This is a genomic window from Gammaproteobacteria bacterium (assembly GCA_013214945.1).
GTDB lineage: Bacteria > Pseudomonadota > Gammaproteobacteria > Enterobacterales > Psychrobiaceae > Psychrobium.
Genome location: JABSRT010000021.1, coordinates 71,903 through 87,322, shown reverse-complemented (window position 1 = coordinate 87,322; position 15,420 = coordinate 71,903). Strand labels below are relative to the sequence as shown.

Sequence of the window (15,420 nt, the reverse complement as noted above, 5' to 3'; positions counted from 1 at the left end):
AGCCCTTATATCGAGTGGTATCTTTATGAAATATGTACAGATAGTATTCAACTTAACCTAAAGAATCTGATTAATCTATCAATTTTGAAGGTTTTACAGCTCTCAAAGATATTGTTTTTTAATAGATATTTAAATAACTTATTGAAAGTTGAGTTATATTTAGACAAAAAGCTCTAATCTTTTTTTATTAGGACATTCCATGTTAAACCTTTCAATTAAAGCAAATGCACTAAAATCTAAGGTGATATTAGTAACGGGTGCAGGAGACGGCATTGGGCGTCAAGCAGCGTTGTCATATGCTGAGCAAGGCGCCACCGTCATCTTGCTCGGTAAGACAGTCAGTAAGTTAGAAAGTGTGTACGATCAAATAGTCGCAGCGGGTCACCCTGAGCCTGCAATAGTACCGCTAGATCTTAAAGGTGCTACCGAACAACATTATATCGACATGACCGATACCATCGAACAGCAATTTAAGCGTTTAGATGGTGTTTTGCATAATGCCGCGATATTAACCGTGTTATCGCCTTTTGAGCAAATAGAACAAAGCAGTTTTGACGATGTCATGAAGGTAAATGTAACTGCCGCGTTTACGATGACCAAAGCACTACTACCGCTACTGAAAAAATCAGTTCACAGCTCTGTTATCTTTACCACGAGCAGCGTGGGTCGAAAAGGTCGTGCTTACTGGGGCGCCTACGCCATTTCTAAATTTGCAACAGAAGGCATGATGCAAACCTTGGCCGATGAATTAGAAAACACCCCAGTGCGAGTTAACTGTATCAACCCAGGTGCGACCAGCACCCAAATGCGCGCACGGGCTTTCCCAGGCGAGAACGCCAGCTTACTTAAATCGCCACGTGATATTATGGCACCATATTTGTTTTTAATGGCCGATGAAAGCGCCAAGGTAACGGGTGAGTCAATCGACGCCCAACCGAAATAAATACTCAATGACAATTCAATAACGGCTCAATGACTATTTTACACCAACAGGCGCAAGTTCAGGACAGGGTTAGAACAGAGACAAATTTTCTGGTCCCTTGTCCTCAGCCTGTTGTTTTCTGGCTTTATCACGCACCTGACGACGACGTCGCAGCTGACATAATTTAAGCACCTTGCTTTTGGTCGAATCATTTAACTGATGCCAATGAAAACGCTCCTCACGGCTACGCATACAGCCTTGACAATACCCACGATTGTTGACCTCGCACACTTTGATGCAAGGGTTTTCAATATCAAATAACTGTAATTGATCATTTATCGCGGTTGTCATTATCAAACCATTATTTTAAAGGCGTCATTTTAAAGCCATTAATTATTATACCAATCCGGATTAATGACCGTATCCGTAACACGCCAAAAATGCGGTTATTTTAACCAAGCTACTCAACTTAACTCAATAACACCAGCGTTAATCACAATTTTAGCCATTGGCCTAATCATTACTAAAATTGTCGTTGGCATGATGACCGCTTTGACCTAAGATGCTAGGGTCATTTAAGTCATTAATTAATAGGTAAGAGCAACAGTGGAAAGAGTATATCGTTTAACCGTGTCGTGCCCAGACAGTATAGGTATTGTGGCAAAAGTAAGTCAGTTTATTGCCCAACATCAGGGTTCGATTTTAGAGGCCAATCATCACACTGAGAAAGATCAGAATTGGTTTTTTATGCGCAACGAAATCACCGCCAGTTCACTGCCTTTTGGACTCGAACAATTTAAGCAAAAATTTGCCCCGCTAGCGCAAGAGCTATCAATGCAATGGAAAATCACCGACAGCGCTATCGCTCACCGCATGGTGTTGATGTGTAGTAAGCAATCACATTGTCTTTCTGATATTTTAAACCGTTGGCACAGTGGTGACTTAGTTTGCGATATTCCCTGTGTTATTTCTAATCATGACGATCTACGTCAACTTGTCGAGTGGTATGGCATTCCTTTTTTCCATGTGCCAATGACCAAAGATAAGCAGGCTCATTTTGATAAAGTGAGTGAGATTATCGACCAGCATAATGCCGATACCATCGTACTTGCGCGTTATATGCAAATAATACCGGAATCGGTCTGTCATAAATACCAAGATCGAATTATCAATATTCATCACAGCTTTTTACCTTCATTCGCCGGTGCTAAGCCTTACCACCAAGCCTTTGAGCGTGGCGTAAAACTGATTGGCGCAACCTGTCATTATGTAACGCAACATCTAGATGCCGGCCCAATCATCGAACAAGACGTTGCACGGATCAGTCACCGCACCCAACCTGAAGACATGGTAAGATTGGGTAAAGATGTTGAAAAACTCGTGTTAGCCCGTGGCCTGCACCTTCATATTGAAGACAGAATATTAATTCACGGTAACAAAACCGTTATTTTAGACTAAAAGCAGGTAACCATGAACAGCCACAATTATGACGTAAGCCCGATTGCCGCATTTAATGACAACTACATTTGGCTAATTACCCGCCCCGACAGCAATCAGTGTGTTGTTGTTGATCCCGGTGATGCCAACGTAGTGATTGCGCAATTGGCAACGCGTCAACTAGAATTGGCGGCTGTTCTGGTGACCCATCATCATCAAGATCATATCGGCGGTATCGCGCAATTACGAAGCCATGCAGCCTTAAACAAGCAACCGTTTACGGTCTACGGCCCCAAAATTGAAGCGCAATCAGTAACCGATATCGCGCTAGAACAAGGTGATATTGCTTACATTGAGGCGTTGGGGCTAACTCTTAAAGTACTTGACCTGCCCGGTCATACTTTAGGCCACATTGCCTTTTATGATCAAGACAGTCTATTTTGTGGTGATACCTTATTTGCTGGCGGCTGTGGTCGTTTATTTGAAGGCTCGCCGCAACAGATGGCTCAGTCACTGCAAAAGTTAGCCGAGCTGCCCGGCGCAACCAAAGTATACTGCGCCCATGAATACACGTTAAGTAATCTTGATTTTGCGCAGGCTGTAGAGCCGACCAATGAAACGATTTCGGCGCGCATTGCTTACTGCCAGCAACAACGCCTGCTTAAGCAGCCTACCGTGCCCTCAACCATCGAGCAAGAACGTGCGACCAATCCCTTTTTACGTACCAAAGAAGCGACGGTTATTGCCAGTATTGTAATTCGTTCATCGACAAAACCCATCCCCAACTCCGTTGAGACTTTTGCCCAACTGCGGCAATGGAAAGACAACTTTTAGTTAGTAACCGGCCTAAAGCAACCCTCAATCTGGGTTAATTTATACTCACTTCGATTGAATTTAACGGAACTAGCCAGTAAGATGCCCAATGGTTTACCGTCAACAGTTGAGAGAAGTAGAAGTGAATTTAGCTAGATTTCAAGCACTAAAAGCAGATTTTTTGTTATTAACAACCGCCATTGCCTGGGGTTTAACCTTTTTAATGGTGCAAGACGCCATTGCAGATGTCCCGGTATATGCCTTCTTATTTTGGCGATTTTTTATATCCACCTTATTAATGGCAGTGATTGCTTATAAATATTTGCCGGCGATAGACCTTGTGGCCGTTCGTTATGGGGTTATTTTAGGCACGGTACTATTTGCGGGTTTTGCGACTCAAACCTTCGGTCTGCTCTCGGTAAAAAGCTCTATCGTTGCCTTTATCACTGGCTTCAATGTCATTTTGGTGCCATTTTTAGCTTATATGCTGTTTAAACAGCACATCAGTAAAAAGATTATCATTAGTACACTGGTCGCCCTAGCCGGGTTGTACTTCCTAACCATGAGCGGTACCCTTAGTTTTGGCTTTGGCGAAATACTGGTCTTAATTTGCGCCTTGATGTTTGCCTTACATATTGTACTAACCGGGCAATTTTCCAGTAAAGCCAATGTTTTTATCGTGGTGTTATTTCAATTTATTACGGTAACAGTCCTGTCATTGGTCTTTTCACTGGGCCTAGAACCTGCGACCTTCGATTTAAACTTTGATTACACTTTTGTCAAAGCAGTATTGATTACAGCTGTTTTTGCGACTGTTTATGCATTTTTAGTGCAAACATACATGCAGCAGTACACCACAGCGACCAAAACCGCGATAATTTTTACCATGGAACCCGTCAGCGCCGCTTTTTTTGGGGTCTATGTCGGCAACGAAATTTTAACCGGCAATCAGCTGTGGGGCGCGGCATTAATTATTGGTGCGACTTTGCTCAGCGAGATAAAGTTAAGCAGTAAAGGAAAGCTGGGGCTAATGTTTAAACGAAATAAGAAAAAGTGTGCTGAAGGTTAATACTTTTAGTCGCTGCAACGCTTAGCACAGTTACGCACAATCACTGAGGTTGTGCGTAAGCGTGCGTAGAGTTGCCTTGTTACGCTTAGCTTATCAAGGCTAGTCGAAGTTCCTCAGCGGTTGCCACTGCACTTAACCAACGCTGGCTCGCCAATAATTGCACGCGATCATGCTGCGCTGTTGGCAACATTTGACGTAACCGAGCCGCCGATTGGTTACGCTCGACTAAAGATACTAACTGATTAAACTCGCGCTCTAAGTAAGCTAAAACTTCAATGGTACCTTGTGGCTTATTGCACACTAAAACCATGTCGCAGCCGGCCGTTAGCGCCGCGTGGGTTCGTTGCTCAAAATTACCGGCAACAGTCGCGCCTTCCATACCAAGGTCATCACTGAAAATTACCCCATCGAACTTAAGCTGCTGCCGCAGTACTTGCTGGATCCAAAATGGCGAGAACCCTGCTGGTTTGTCGTCAAATGCCGGATAGATAACATGAGCTGGCATTAACGCATTCAGTTTTTGTTGACCGATCAAGTTCTTGAAAATTGACATATCTAAGCTTTCTATTGCAGCCTGAGAGCGCTCGTCAACCGGAATTGCAATGTGTGAATCTGCCGCGACACTGCCATGACCCGGAAAGTGTTTTCCGGTACATTTCATTCCCGCTTGCGCCATGCCCTCGATAAAACTCTGCCCTAGCGCGATTACTTGCGCTGGCTCACTTGAAAAGGCACGATCACCGATCACACTTGAACAACCATCAACATCTAGTACCGGTGCAAAGCTGATATCAATGTCGAGACTTAACAATTCGCTCGCCATTAACCAGCCTAATTCCACCGCATCGACTTTTGCTTGCACTAGATCGCCCTGCGCATGTTTTAAAATGCTCGCCATTGCCGGAATGTGGGTAAACCCTTGTTTAAAGCGCTGAACTCGGCCGCCTTCATGATCAACCGCAATGATAAATTGCTCACCGGTAATCTCACGAATCGCTATTATTAGCTGGCTTAGTTGATCTAAATTATCGAAATTTCGACTAAATAAAATAGCGCCGCCCACTAAAGGACTAGCGAGCTGTGTTTGCTCAACTGCCGATAGACTCAACCCTTGTATATCTAACATCAATGGTCCCAAAACCTTACTCCTTTGTTTGACAACGACTTTAAACTAATGCCAATCCCGCATTCAATCCGGATTGATATATACCGCTTACACACTCATTATTTACAATTTGGTAACAAAGAATTACCAAATACAACCTAGTGGAACGTTGAGTGGAAATGGGCCATAGTGTAACATTAGCCTTAAGTATAGTATTAAGTATTTATTGAGAAAAAGTATGATTAGTGTATTTGATATGTTTAGTATCGGTATAGGCCCTTCAAGCTCCCACACCGTCGGCCCGATGAAAGCGGCCTACCGTTTTACTAAGCTGCTCGAAGAGCAAAACCTGTTAAGCCAAGTGAGCCATGTAAAGACCGAGCTCTATGGTTCTCTAGGTCAAACCGGGATCGGCCACGGTACCGGCAAAGCCGTAATTTTAGGGCTAGCCGGTCATGAACCAGACACCATTGATCCTGAAATTATCGACAGCATTTTAAAACAAGTGGCGACCGACCAACGGATCTCTTTACTTGGCAGTCACGATACCAGCTTTCCAAAAAAAGATGCCATTATCTTTCATCGCCGTAAAACTCTGCCGACGCATTCTAATGCGATGGAATTACTCGCTTACAATGGCAAAGAACTTTTATTTAGCAAAGTCTACTACTCAATTGGTGGCGGTTTTATTGTTGACGACGAAGAAATAAAATTGGTCGACACCAACCAAGAAGATAAATCTAAATATCCATTTGGTAGCGGCGCAGAACTATTAGCAACCTGCAAAGAGAATGGGTTAAGTATCTCGGCTTTAATGATGGAAAATGAAAAGCAATTGCTGCCAGAACAACAAGTACGTGACAAGCTAGCAAATATTTGGCTGACTATGCGCAAAAGTGTCGAGCGTGGCTTCCGTCGTGAAGGGATCTTAGAAGGCGGTTTAAAATTACGCCGTCGTGCCCCGGCATTGTATCGCCAGTTAAGTGCCGAAAGCATTCATTCGACCGATCCTTTAACAGCTATCGATTGGGTTAATCTGTTCGCGATGTCAGTCAATGAAGAAAATGCCGCTGGCGGTCAAGTGGTCACAGCACCCACCAACGGGGCGGCAGGAATTCTGCCCGCTGTACTGTGTTATTACGACAAGTTCGTTGAGCCGGTCACCGATGAAATTGCGGTTCGTTATCTGCTTACTGCCGCCGCCATTGGTATTTTATACAAGAAAAACGCCTCAATTTCCGGTGCCGAAGTTGGCTGTCAGGGTGAAGTGGGTGTTGCCTGTTCAATGGCCGCTGCTGCCATTACTGATATTATGGGTGGCACGGTCGACCAAGTCGAAAACGCGGCTGAAATAGGCATGGAACACAATCTAGGATTAACCTGTGATCCTGTTGGTGGTTTGGTGCAGGTACCTTGCATTGAACGTAACGCGATGGGCTCAGTAAAAGCGATTAATGCCTCAAGGTTAGCACTGCGTGGTGATGGCAATCAAAAAGTGTCGTTAGACAAAGTCATTAAAACCATGTGGGAGACTGGCAACGACATGAAGACCAAATACAAAGAGACAGCTCGTGGTGGTCTCGCGGTGAATATTGTTGAGTGTTAGTTATACCAATTCCGATAATTAACTGATCATTCTTAACGGTTAAAACAAATGATAACCGCGTTATTTATTTTCTCTGTAGAATTACTACAGACGTAAATAAATGCCTTGTTCTCATCCGTTTTCCCTCGTTAATAAATTGGCCACTAATTTAACGGAATTTGTATTAGTCACTAACATGATGAACGAAAAAGGCGAACAATTAATTGTTCGCCTTTTTTATGCCGTAATATCAATTTTATTAATTAAGTGCGTTACTAGCGGATCGGTAACTTAATGTCTTTAAACAAAGCATCCACTTGATCTGAATCTTTTAAAGTAACGGCAGTTGACACCAAATTACGGGTTAAGTGCGGTGCAAACTCTTCAATAAAATCGTACATATAAGTACGTAAGAACGTGCCTTTTCGAAAACCAATCTTAGTGGTACTTAAACCAAACAAATGTGAAGCATCGATTGCAACAAGATCATCATCCAATTCAGCATTAATCGCCATTGTCGCAATAACCCCAACCCCTAAGCCCAACCGAACGTAGGTTTTTAACACATCAGCGCTAGTCGCAGAAAAAACAACATTGGGTTCTAAATTAGCTTTGTTAAACGCAATTTCTAAATCTGATTTGCGTTGAAAGCCAAACACATAAGTCACTAATGGAAACTTAGCTACCGCTTCAATGGTTAAATTCTCTTTAGTCATTTTAGCCAAGGGATGATCTTTTTTAACCACCACAGAGCGGCCCCAATGATAACAAGGCAACATGATAAGGTCATGGTAAAGGTGCATCGACTCGGTTGCAATTGCAAAATCAGCTTCGCCCTTAACCGCCATTTCACTAATTTGTGATGGCGTTCCTTGGTGCATGTGCAGCGATACCTTAGGATAGCTTTTTATAAACTTACCTATAATATTTGGTAAGGCGTAACGGGCCTGAGTATGAGTAGTCGCTATATTTAGCGCCCCTTCGTCTGGTTTAGTATGTTCATACGCCACTGACTTAATACTCTCAACTTTAGACAAGATGTCATTAGCAATGCTAATAATTTCAAGGCCGGCGTTGGTCACGTGGGTCAAATGCTTACCACTACGGCCAAAAATTTGAATCCCTAATTCATCTTCAAGCATCCTAACTTGTTTACTGATACCGGGCTGTGAGGTAAACAGACTTTCAGCGGTGGCCGAAACATTTAAGTTGTTATTGTTGACTTCAACAATATATCTAAGCTGTTGTAACTTCATAATGGATACTCTAATAAGGTATTACGGGGATTCTAGCTAGTCGTTTACTAATAGCTTTTTGCTATAAGCAATCACAATATACCGTACAAAGGTAATAAGAAACAAGTTTGTCTAATTATTTATTTTTCATCCGACGGATAACTTGCTCAGTTAAGGCTTGAAACTAGCTTTTATATCGCTAGTAGCGTTATGATAGAGAAATATGTAAATCGGCTAATGTAGGATAAAAGATATCTATTATGACGCAATCATCCAGCAGTAAAATTAATTACAACAAGGTCTTATCTGCTATAGCTCAAGATATGAGAAACTCATTAACGATGATGTTTCAATCGCTGCAAACGCTTAATCAACAACCAGAACAAGACAAAGTAATATCAGCACGTGAACTATCCGATATTAATTATCAAGTTCAGCGAATCAACGGTGGCCTAACCCAAATAATGGGATTATATCAAGCCGAAGAAGATCGTTTACTGGTTAATATAGAGCAAGTATTGGTCCATGACTTACTGGAATCTGTGATTTGCCAAAATGATATCTATAGTCAAAGCACAAAAATAGACTGCCAACTTGATGTCGACATTGATTTAATGTGGTATTTAGATAAAGAATTAATTTCATATTTAATCGATGATGTACTCAGCAATGCAATTAGATACAGCAAAGATAAAATTATTATCAGGGCTATGTTAATTAACAATATTCTTGAAATTGACGTGATTGATGATTCGAGCGGGTATCCGGCTCAAATGATTGAAGCGGCTGCGGCTCCAATAGATACACTTGATACTAAATACGGTAGAATGGGCATAGGTTTACTATTTTCCCGTTTAATTGCTGTATCACACCTGCAAAATGATATAACGGGTGAAATAATTTTATCTAACGATAGCGAACTCAACGGTAGTTCGTTTAAAATTCGCTTACCTTAGTTTCCTTAGAACAATATGGATTGCCTTACATGTCCTTTACTCTTATTTTAGTTGCAGTCTCGGCGCTCATTATTATCCTTATCGCCTTCACTGTGATGCAGCAACAAAAACGTCGCGTTGAGCAAGATCAACGCGCAGAGGTTGCACGGTTAACCATTACGGTTGACGAGACAGAAGATCTTTTATCGCGTATTGCCAATATTCCGGTCACCAAATCACTGATGATGGTATTACACAACCGCATTATGGAAACGCAGAAAAGCATCAAACAAATTAACAGTGATAATAGTTTAACCAGCCAAATCAATGACCGGCTGATGCTGATTGAACAAATTGGCAAAACCTTTCATTCAAAAGGGCTTGATACCTTTAATTTACCAACCGACGATCGCGAAGTACTGCAATTGGTCCAGGTACTAAAAAAACTAAAAGGCACAATTAATTCGGAGCAAAAGCGTGGCCGAATAAACCCTGAAGTTTATAGTAATGAAATAAAACGCATCGACTTATTACAAATCCGTGTCAATATTAATTCGATTATCAAGCGAGCTAAAATAGCGATTGAAGCTAAGCAAATAGGCTCAGCGAGAACTTACTTAGACAAGGCGATTAAAACCCTCAAAGCGATCAACAGTGACGGCGACACCTTTGTTGGCGAACGTTTAGAAGAAGCCAGCAAAATGTTGCAAACTCTCGATCAAGTGAAAATTGATCGCCAAGAACGCCAGCGTCAAGAACAAGAAGAAAAATCAAGTACCGATCTAGATTTACTGTTTCAACCGAAGAAGAAATGGTAATAATTACCACAAAGATCCGGTAATCATCTCGCGATAAAAGCGCCCTAGTGGCGCTTTTCCTTGCTCAATAGCTCCGACATATCGACCAATCTCGCCCTGTCTAATATCAAGTGCTGTCGCTAGTTTCATTGGGCAGTATCTTTTTAATCAGCATTACCCTACCCAGCTTCTATTTAAATAATGGGATAGGACTGCTAATCGTACTTCTAAACCGAACATTCCATTAGAGTATTAAGCAACCTGAATACCTGATAAGTGAATTTTTCCAACAACGCTGATAGCCAGCTATTGGGAGTAAAAATGCCTTACCTACATAGATGCTGGTACTTAAGTTATGCCTGGAGCAGATAACTTGTAATATCCACCAAAATTGTGTCACTGGAAGTTCATTATATAAGTATTCCTTTAGTTTCTAGCTGTTACAAAACTCTTATCCAGAACTCAGGTTAAGCAAACACAAATGCCTCAATAGCCGCTGAAACTTCGCAGACATAGCAATGGCTATACGGACTGGCTGCTCTCATGGCAACTCCATGGGTGCAACAAACCACACAATTAAATAGACCTGAGACAGCCTCGGGTATTAGGTCCATTTATATTTTTACACTAAATAACATCGTAAAAACAAAAAGGCCCAAGTCTTGCGACTTGAGCCTTTTAAGCTAATAATTTGTTAGCAGTTAGCTAACGCCTTGATGCTTATTTTTTGTCTTTAGAAATTCTCTTTTCCCAGAACGTTGCATTTTTGATCCCTAGTTTAATTGGATCAAAGGTGTAATCTTTAACACCGGCATTACGCTGAGTTTCATAATCTTTTAACGCTTTAATCGCTGGGCGTGACACAAAAAAGATAATTAGAATACCAATGATATTTAACCATGCCATTAAACCAACGCCAATATCGCCTAGGCCCCACGCTAAGTTAGCTGTTTTAACACAACCGTAGAATGTAGCAACCATCAATACAACTTTAAGCCCAAACGTCAGACCAGGAATTTTAATCGTACGATTAATGTAAGCAATGTTGGTTTCAGCAATATAGTAATAAGCTAACAGCGTAGTGAAAGCGAAGAAGAACAGCGTGAAAGCAACAAATGGATTACCAACGTTTGGTAACACGGTTTCAATCGCTTGCTGAGTAAATGCTGGGCTATTTGCCGCCACATCCGCACCAAGGTTTTGAATAATAAATGCGCCTTCTGCCGCACCGTGAACATTATACGCACCCGTAATAAGGATCATCAATGCTGTCGCGGTACAAACTAATAAGGTATCGATGTAAACCGAAAATGCTTGTACTAAACCTTGCTGAGCTGGGTGAGCAACTTCAGCGGCCGCAGCAGCATGAGGACCAGTACCTTGGCCAGCTTCGTTCGAGTAAACGCCACGTTTAACACCCCAACCAATCGCAGCACCAAAACCAGCCATCGGAGTAAATGCATCGCCGATGATCAGCGCAAATACTTCAGGCAGCATGTCGATGTTTAATATAATCACGACACAAGCGATAATAATGTATGCCAATGCCATGAAAGGCACAACAATTTGAGTAAAGTGTGCAATACGCTTAACACCACCAAAGATGATGAAACCAAGCATAGTCACAATCACTGTGCCAGTCGCAATCTTAGTAACACTGATAACACCAATCGCGGTATCAATCATGTTGCCACTACCAAAAGTCGTTGCAATCGCATTACCGATCGCATTTGACTGAATACCCGGTAAGAAAACACCACAAGCGAAGATAGTCGAAATAGCAAAAATCCATGCAAACCATTTTTGGCCCATGCATTTTTCGAAGTAGTAAGCCGGACCACCACGGTACTGACCTTCATCTTCTTCTTTATAGATTTGCGCTAAAGTTGATTCGGTGTATGCAGTGGCAGCACCCAAAAAGGCCACAATCCACATCCAGAAAACAGCGCCAGGGCCACCAAAACCAATCGCAGCAGCAACACCTGCAATATTACCAGTACCAACCCGGCCAGATAACGAAACGGCTAACGCTTGAAATGATGAAATACCGCTTTCAGATTCTTTACCTGTAAATAGTAAATTCCACATCTCTTTAAGTAGTCGAACTTGCACAAAACGCGTTACGATCGAATAAAATAATCCAGTGCCTAAACATAAATAAATTAATGCCGGGCTCCAAATAAAACCGTTAATATAATTAACTAAATCTTGCATCTATAAAACCTCTTTATTGTCTTTGTATTGATTGTTCTTATAATTAGTGATTTCTCTTTTTCAAACAACTTGTTACACCATAGCGTCACAATCATTTGAATTGATAATCTAAATGTTTTTGATCCCAAGCCACACAACTCGTCTGCTTAACCTTTTAACAAGTTAAGTCAGGTAAAAAAACATGCCAACAATTGTATTAACCATTAATTACAATTGCAACTGGTTTGAACGGCGAAACAAGCGAGAATAGACCACATTTCAGGCAGTCGAGCCTAAAAACATGATCAAGCCCACATAACAGATGTTAAACTTGTTAACAAAAGGTTAAATATCAGTGTTTGAGTTAAGGCTTGTTACTTTAAAAAGACTGCATAAGGAGATATGAGGTATTAAAAGTTATTGATACCTATCAGTAACAAAAAAAGCGCCCTAAGGCGCTTTTTAACAATTAAGAGTTTGTACTATTTTTTAGCAGCAACTTTTTTAGGTGCTCGCTTAGCTTTTTGGTTTTCAACCCATTTGCCATTTTCAAAATGAGCGGTCCAGCCTGTAGCCTTCTTCTCTATTTCAGTCATGACATATTGTTCTTTATTTTTACGGCTATAACGAACAATCGCTGAGTTCCCTTCAGGATCTTTTTGTGGAGCATCAGCTAGGTAATAAAACTTTGACGAAATTCTGTCTCTAAAGCGATGCAGCTCTGCCACCTGTGGCGCGCGAGTTTCACGAGCTTTAGGAAAAGTATGCGCCGCTAAGAATATGCCTGAGGCACCATCGCGTAGTACGAAATACGCGTCGTGATTAGCACATTCCAATTCAGGTAAGTGAACCGGATCTTCTTTAGGCGGAGCAACCTCTCCACTTCTAAGCAGTTTACGGGTGTTTTTACACTCATCAACATTAGTACAAGCAAAGTACTTACCGAAGCGGCCGTTCTTAAGCTCCATGTCATGCGTACAGCGATCACACTCAATAATTGGACCGTCATAGCCTTTAATCTTAAACTGGCCTTGCTCAACCTCGTTGCCTTCACACGCGGGGTTATTACCACACACGTGAAGCTTACGTTCTTCATCCACCAAATAGGGGTCCATCGCGGTATCACACTGACTACAGCGACGTCGGTCCATCAATGCTTGCGTTTCGGCTTCATCATCAGCAGCGACTGCGTCGTCACCACTGGTTAAATTAATGGTGGTTTTACAACGCTCTTTGGGCGGTAAATCATAACCTGAACAACCTAAGAATACGCCGGTAGTACCAGTACGTATCCCCATTTTTCTGGCACAAGTCGGACATTCAATATCCGTCATTACCATTTGGTTCGGGCGCATTCCGCCTTCTTCAGGTGTTAAATTGGCGATATCAAGCTGCTGTGTAAAACCGGCATAGAATTTATCAAGCGAATCTTTCCAGTCCATGCCACCTTGGGCAATTTGGTCAAGCTCTTGTTCCATTTGCGCGGTGAAGTCATAAGACAGCAATTCTTCAAAGTTTTCCACTAAACGATCGGTGATAATTTCGCCCATTTTTTCAGCGAAAAATCGTTTATTTTCAACCCGCGCATAACCGCGATCTTGAATGGTTGAAATAATTGATGCGTACGTTGACGGACGACCAATGCCACGTTTTTCAAGCTCTTTAACCAGTGACGCTTCATTAAATCGCGCCGTTGGTTTAGTAAAGTGCTGCTTAGGACGAAGCTCTTGTAAGTCTAATGACTCGCCAACAGCAACAGCGGGCAAAGTAACATCGTCTTCATTTTTTCGCTTAACAGAGGTTTGAACGCGAGTCCAACCATCAAATTTAAGTGTGCGCCCGGTCGTTTTTAGTTCATAGTCACCAGCGGTCACTTTTAAGTTCGTCACATCATAAAGCGCTGTTGTCATCTGACAAGCAACAAACTGACGCCAGATAAGCTCATATAAACGCTCGGCATCACGCTCCATTTTAGTTAATGACGTTGCGCTGCGTGAGACATCACTAGGACGAATAGCTTCGTGAGCCTCTTGTGCGCCTTCCTTGCTACCGTATCGAATAGGTTCTTCAGGTACATAGGCTTTGCCGTATTCACTCAAAATGTGCTCACGCACGTTCTCAACCGCTTCTTTACTCAAGTTAGTCGAGTCGGTACGCATATAAGTGATGTAACCAGCTTCATAGAGCCGCTGAGCCATCATCATGGTCTTCTTAACCCCAAAGCCAAGACGAGTACTTGCCGCCTGCTGAAGCGTTGATGTGATGTATGGCGCGCTAGGTTTAGATTTGGTTGGCTTGTCTTCACGAGACTTAACCGTGAAGTCAGCACCCTTCAATGCAGCTACTGCCACCTCGCTTTGCTCAGCACTAACAGGTTTATACGCTTTATCGGCAAACTTTGTGACTTTAAGCATCAACTGTGTTTGTGCTTGGTTAATTAAATCGGCGTGTAGATCCCAAAATTCTTCAGGATTAAACGCTTTAATTTCTCGCTCACGCTCAACAACCAAGCGTACTGCCACCGACTGTACTCGACCAGCAGACAAACCACGCGCCACTTTTTTCCACAATAGTGGTGAAACCATGTAACCAACCACGCGATCTAAAAAGCGTCTGGCTTGCTGGGCATTAACACCGTCCATATTTAGCTGGGTTGGCGTTTCAAAGGCTTCGCTTATCGCATTTTTGGTGATTTCATTAAACACAACGCGTTTAAAACGCGACTCATCGCCACCAATAATTTCTTTGAGGTGCCAAGCAATAGCCTCACCTTCTCTATCCAAATCCGATGCGAGATAGACAAAATCAGCGGTTTCAGCCAGAGCTTTTAGCTCGTTAACCACTTTCTCTTTGCCCGGCAGCACTTCGTAGTGCGCATCCCAGCCGCCGAGTGGATCAATGCCCATCCGGTTAATTAGCTGTTGCTTGTCGCGAGCCGCTTTATAAATTTCCTTTTCTTCGGCAGGCATTTTCCGTACTTCGGCTGGTGTCTTGGTAAATTTGTTTTTCTTTACCGAACCTGATGTCGGCAAATCACGGATATGACCAACCGATGACTTTACAATGAAGTCTTTGCCTAAGTATTTGTTAATAGTTTTCGCTTTCGCTGGCGATTCCACTATTACTAATGATTTACCCATAAATTAAATGCGTCCAATAAGGAGATGGAAAAAATGATTGTATATTTGCCATTATATAATTGCTTTAGGAGAGGATTTCAAGCATTAACCTAAAATAACACCTCTTTACTCGGTTTTTTTGCTTAACCGAGCAACAAATGTTTTATTTATCGCCACTTTTAATATTTTAGAGAAGTGATCGCTTATTTT

General features: G+C 42.1%; 12 protein-coding genes. 7 read left to right on the top strand and 5 right to left on the bottom strand.

Annotation, left to right across the window (positions count from 1 at the left end):
- Positions 1 to 199 precede the first annotated feature (199 nt).
- Positions 200 to 943 carry a YciK family oxidoreductase gene (locus HRU23_15610; protein NRA55567.1) on the top strand — a complete coding sequence of 248 codons (744 nt, stop codon included), beginning with the start codon at positions 200 to 202 and terminating at the stop codon, positions 941 to 943.
- A gap of 69 nt (positions 944 to 1,012) precedes the next feature.
- Here the strand turns inward: HRU23_15610 and HRU23_15605 are convergent, their stop codons facing one another.
- Positions 1,013 to 1,273, bottom strand: coding sequence for a DUF1289 domain-containing protein (locus tag HRU23_15605; GenBank protein NRA55566.1), 261 nt, complete (start codon positions 1,271 to 1,273; stop codon positions 1,013 to 1,015).
- 255 nt (positions 1,274 to 1,528) lie between these two features.
- Here HRU23_15605 and purU point away from each other — a divergent pair, with 255 nt between their 5' ends.
- The 3 genes from purU (at position 1,529) to HRU23_15590 (ending at position 4,241) form a co-directional block, all read left to right on the top strand.
- The gene (purU, locus tag HRU23_15600; protein ID NRA55565.1) at positions 1,529 to 2,380 is read left to right on the top strand and encodes a formyltetrahydrofolate deformylase; all 852 of its coding nucleotides are present in this window, start codon (positions 1,529 to 1,531) and stop codon (positions 2,378 to 2,380) included.
- A gap of 12 nt (positions 2,381 to 2,392) precedes the next feature.
- On the top strand, positions 2,393 to 3,193 hold the full coding sequence (gloB, locus tag HRU23_15595; protein NRA55564.1) for a hydroxyacylglutathione hydrolase: 801 nt from the start codon (positions 2,393 to 2,395) through the stop codon (positions 3,191 to 3,193).
- Between the two features lie 88 nt (positions 3,194 to 3,281).
- Positions 3,282 to 4,241: a DMT family transporter gene (locus HRU23_15590; protein NRA55563.1), complete on the top strand. Its 960-nt coding sequence runs from the start codon at positions 3,282 to 3,284 to the stop codon at positions 4,239 to 4,241.
- A gap of 85 nt (positions 4,242 to 4,326) precedes the next feature.
- On the opposite strand, the gene nagZ is transcribed toward HRU23_15590, so the two are convergent.
- Positions 4,327 to 5,379 (bottom strand): beta-N-acetylhexosaminidase, encoded by a 1,053-nt coding sequence (gene nagZ / locus HRU23_15585; protein NRA55562.1) that lies wholly within the window; start codon positions 5,377 to 5,379, stop codon positions 4,327 to 4,329.
- A 205-nt stretch (positions 5,380 to 5,584) separates the two neighbouring features.
- Here nagZ and HRU23_15580 point away from each other — a divergent pair, with 205 nt between their 5' ends.
- On the top strand, positions 5,585 to 6,952 hold the full coding sequence (locus HRU23_15580) for an L-serine ammonia-lyase (protein ID NRA55561.1): 1,368 nt from the start codon (positions 5,585 to 5,587) through the stop codon (positions 6,950 to 6,952).
- Between the two features lie 254 nt (positions 6,953 to 7,206).
- On the opposite strand, the gene cysB is transcribed toward HRU23_15580, so the two are convergent.
- Positions 7,207 to 8,187 (bottom strand): HTH-type transcriptional regulator CysB, encoded by a 981-nt coding sequence (cysB, locus tag HRU23_15575; GenBank protein ID NRA55560.1) that lies wholly within the window; start codon positions 8,185 to 8,187, stop codon positions 7,207 to 7,209.
- A 239-nt stretch (positions 8,188 to 8,426) separates the two neighbouring features.
- Here cysB and HRU23_15570 point away from each other — a divergent pair, with 239 nt between their 5' ends.
- Together HRU23_15570 and HRU23_15565 are read left to right on the top strand one after the other, a co-directional pair.
- Positions 8,427 to 9,122 (top strand): HAMP domain-containing histidine kinase, encoded by a 696-nt coding sequence (locus tag HRU23_15570; protein ID NRA55559.1) that lies wholly within the window; start codon positions 8,427 to 8,429, stop codon positions 9,120 to 9,122.
- A gap of 29 nt (positions 9,123 to 9,151) precedes the next feature.
- Positions 9,152 to 9,919, top strand: a complete 768-nt coding sequence (locus HRU23_15565; protein NRA55558.1) for a hypothetical protein — start codon at positions 9,152 to 9,154, stop codon at positions 9,917 to 9,919.
- Positions 9,920 to 10,618: 699 nt separating this feature from the next.
- Here the strand turns inward: HRU23_15565 and HRU23_15560 are convergent.
- Complete coding sequence (locus HRU23_15560) at positions 10,619 to 12,112, bottom strand: alanine:cation symporter family protein (protein ID NRA55557.1); 1,494 nt, start codon at positions 12,110 to 12,112, stop codon at positions 10,619 to 10,621.
- Between the two features lie 461 nt (positions 12,113 to 12,573).
- Positions 12,574 to 15,231 carry a type I DNA topoisomerase gene (gene topA, locus HRU23_15555; GenBank protein NRA55556.1) on the bottom strand — a complete coding sequence of 886 codons (2,658 nt, stop codon included), beginning with the start codon at positions 15,229 to 15,231 and terminating at the stop codon, positions 12,574 to 12,576.
- Between the last annotated feature and the right edge of the window lie 189 nt (positions 15,232 to 15,420).

What these genes read in the sequence shown, in the direction of transcription:
- HRU23_15590 (NRA55563.1), top strand. Translation starts at nt 3,282, where the DNA reads ATGGTTTACCGTCAACAGTTGAGAGAAGTAGAAGTGAATTTAGCTAGA.
- topA (NRA55556.1), bottom strand. Translation starts at nt 15,231, where the DNA reads ATGGGTAAATCATTAGTAATAGTGGAATCGCCAGCGAAAGCGAAAACT.
- HRU23_15565 (NRA55558.1), top strand. Translation starts at nt 9,152, where the DNA reads ATGTCCTTTACTCTTATTTTAGTTGCAGTCTCGGCGCTCATTATTATC.
- cysB (NRA55560.1), bottom strand. Translation starts at nt 8,187, where the DNA reads ATGAAGTTACAACAGCTTAGATATATTGTTGAAGTCAACAATAACAAC.
- HRU23_15580 (NRA55561.1), top strand. Translation starts at nt 5,585, where the DNA reads ATGATTAGTGTATTTGATATGTTTAGTATCGGTATAGGCCCTTCAAGC.
- HRU23_15570 (NRA55559.1), top strand. Translation starts at nt 8,427, where the DNA reads ATGACGCAATCATCCAGCAGTAAAATTAATTACAACAAGGTCTTATCT.
- HRU23_15605 (NRA55566.1), bottom strand. Translation starts at nt 1,273, where the DNA reads ATGACAACCGCGATAAATGATCAATTACAGTTATTTGATATTGAAAAC.
- HRU23_15610 (NRA55567.1), top strand. Translation starts at nt 200, where the DNA reads ATGTTAAACCTTTCAATTAAAGCAAATGCACTAAAATCTAAGGTGATA.
- gloB (NRA55564.1), top strand. Translation starts at nt 2,393, where the DNA reads ATGAACAGCCACAATTATGACGTAAGCCCGATTGCCGCATTTAATGAC.
- HRU23_15560 (NRA55557.1), bottom strand. Translation starts at nt 12,112, where the DNA reads ATGCAAGATTTAGTTAATTATATTAACGGTTTTATTTGGAGCCCGGCA.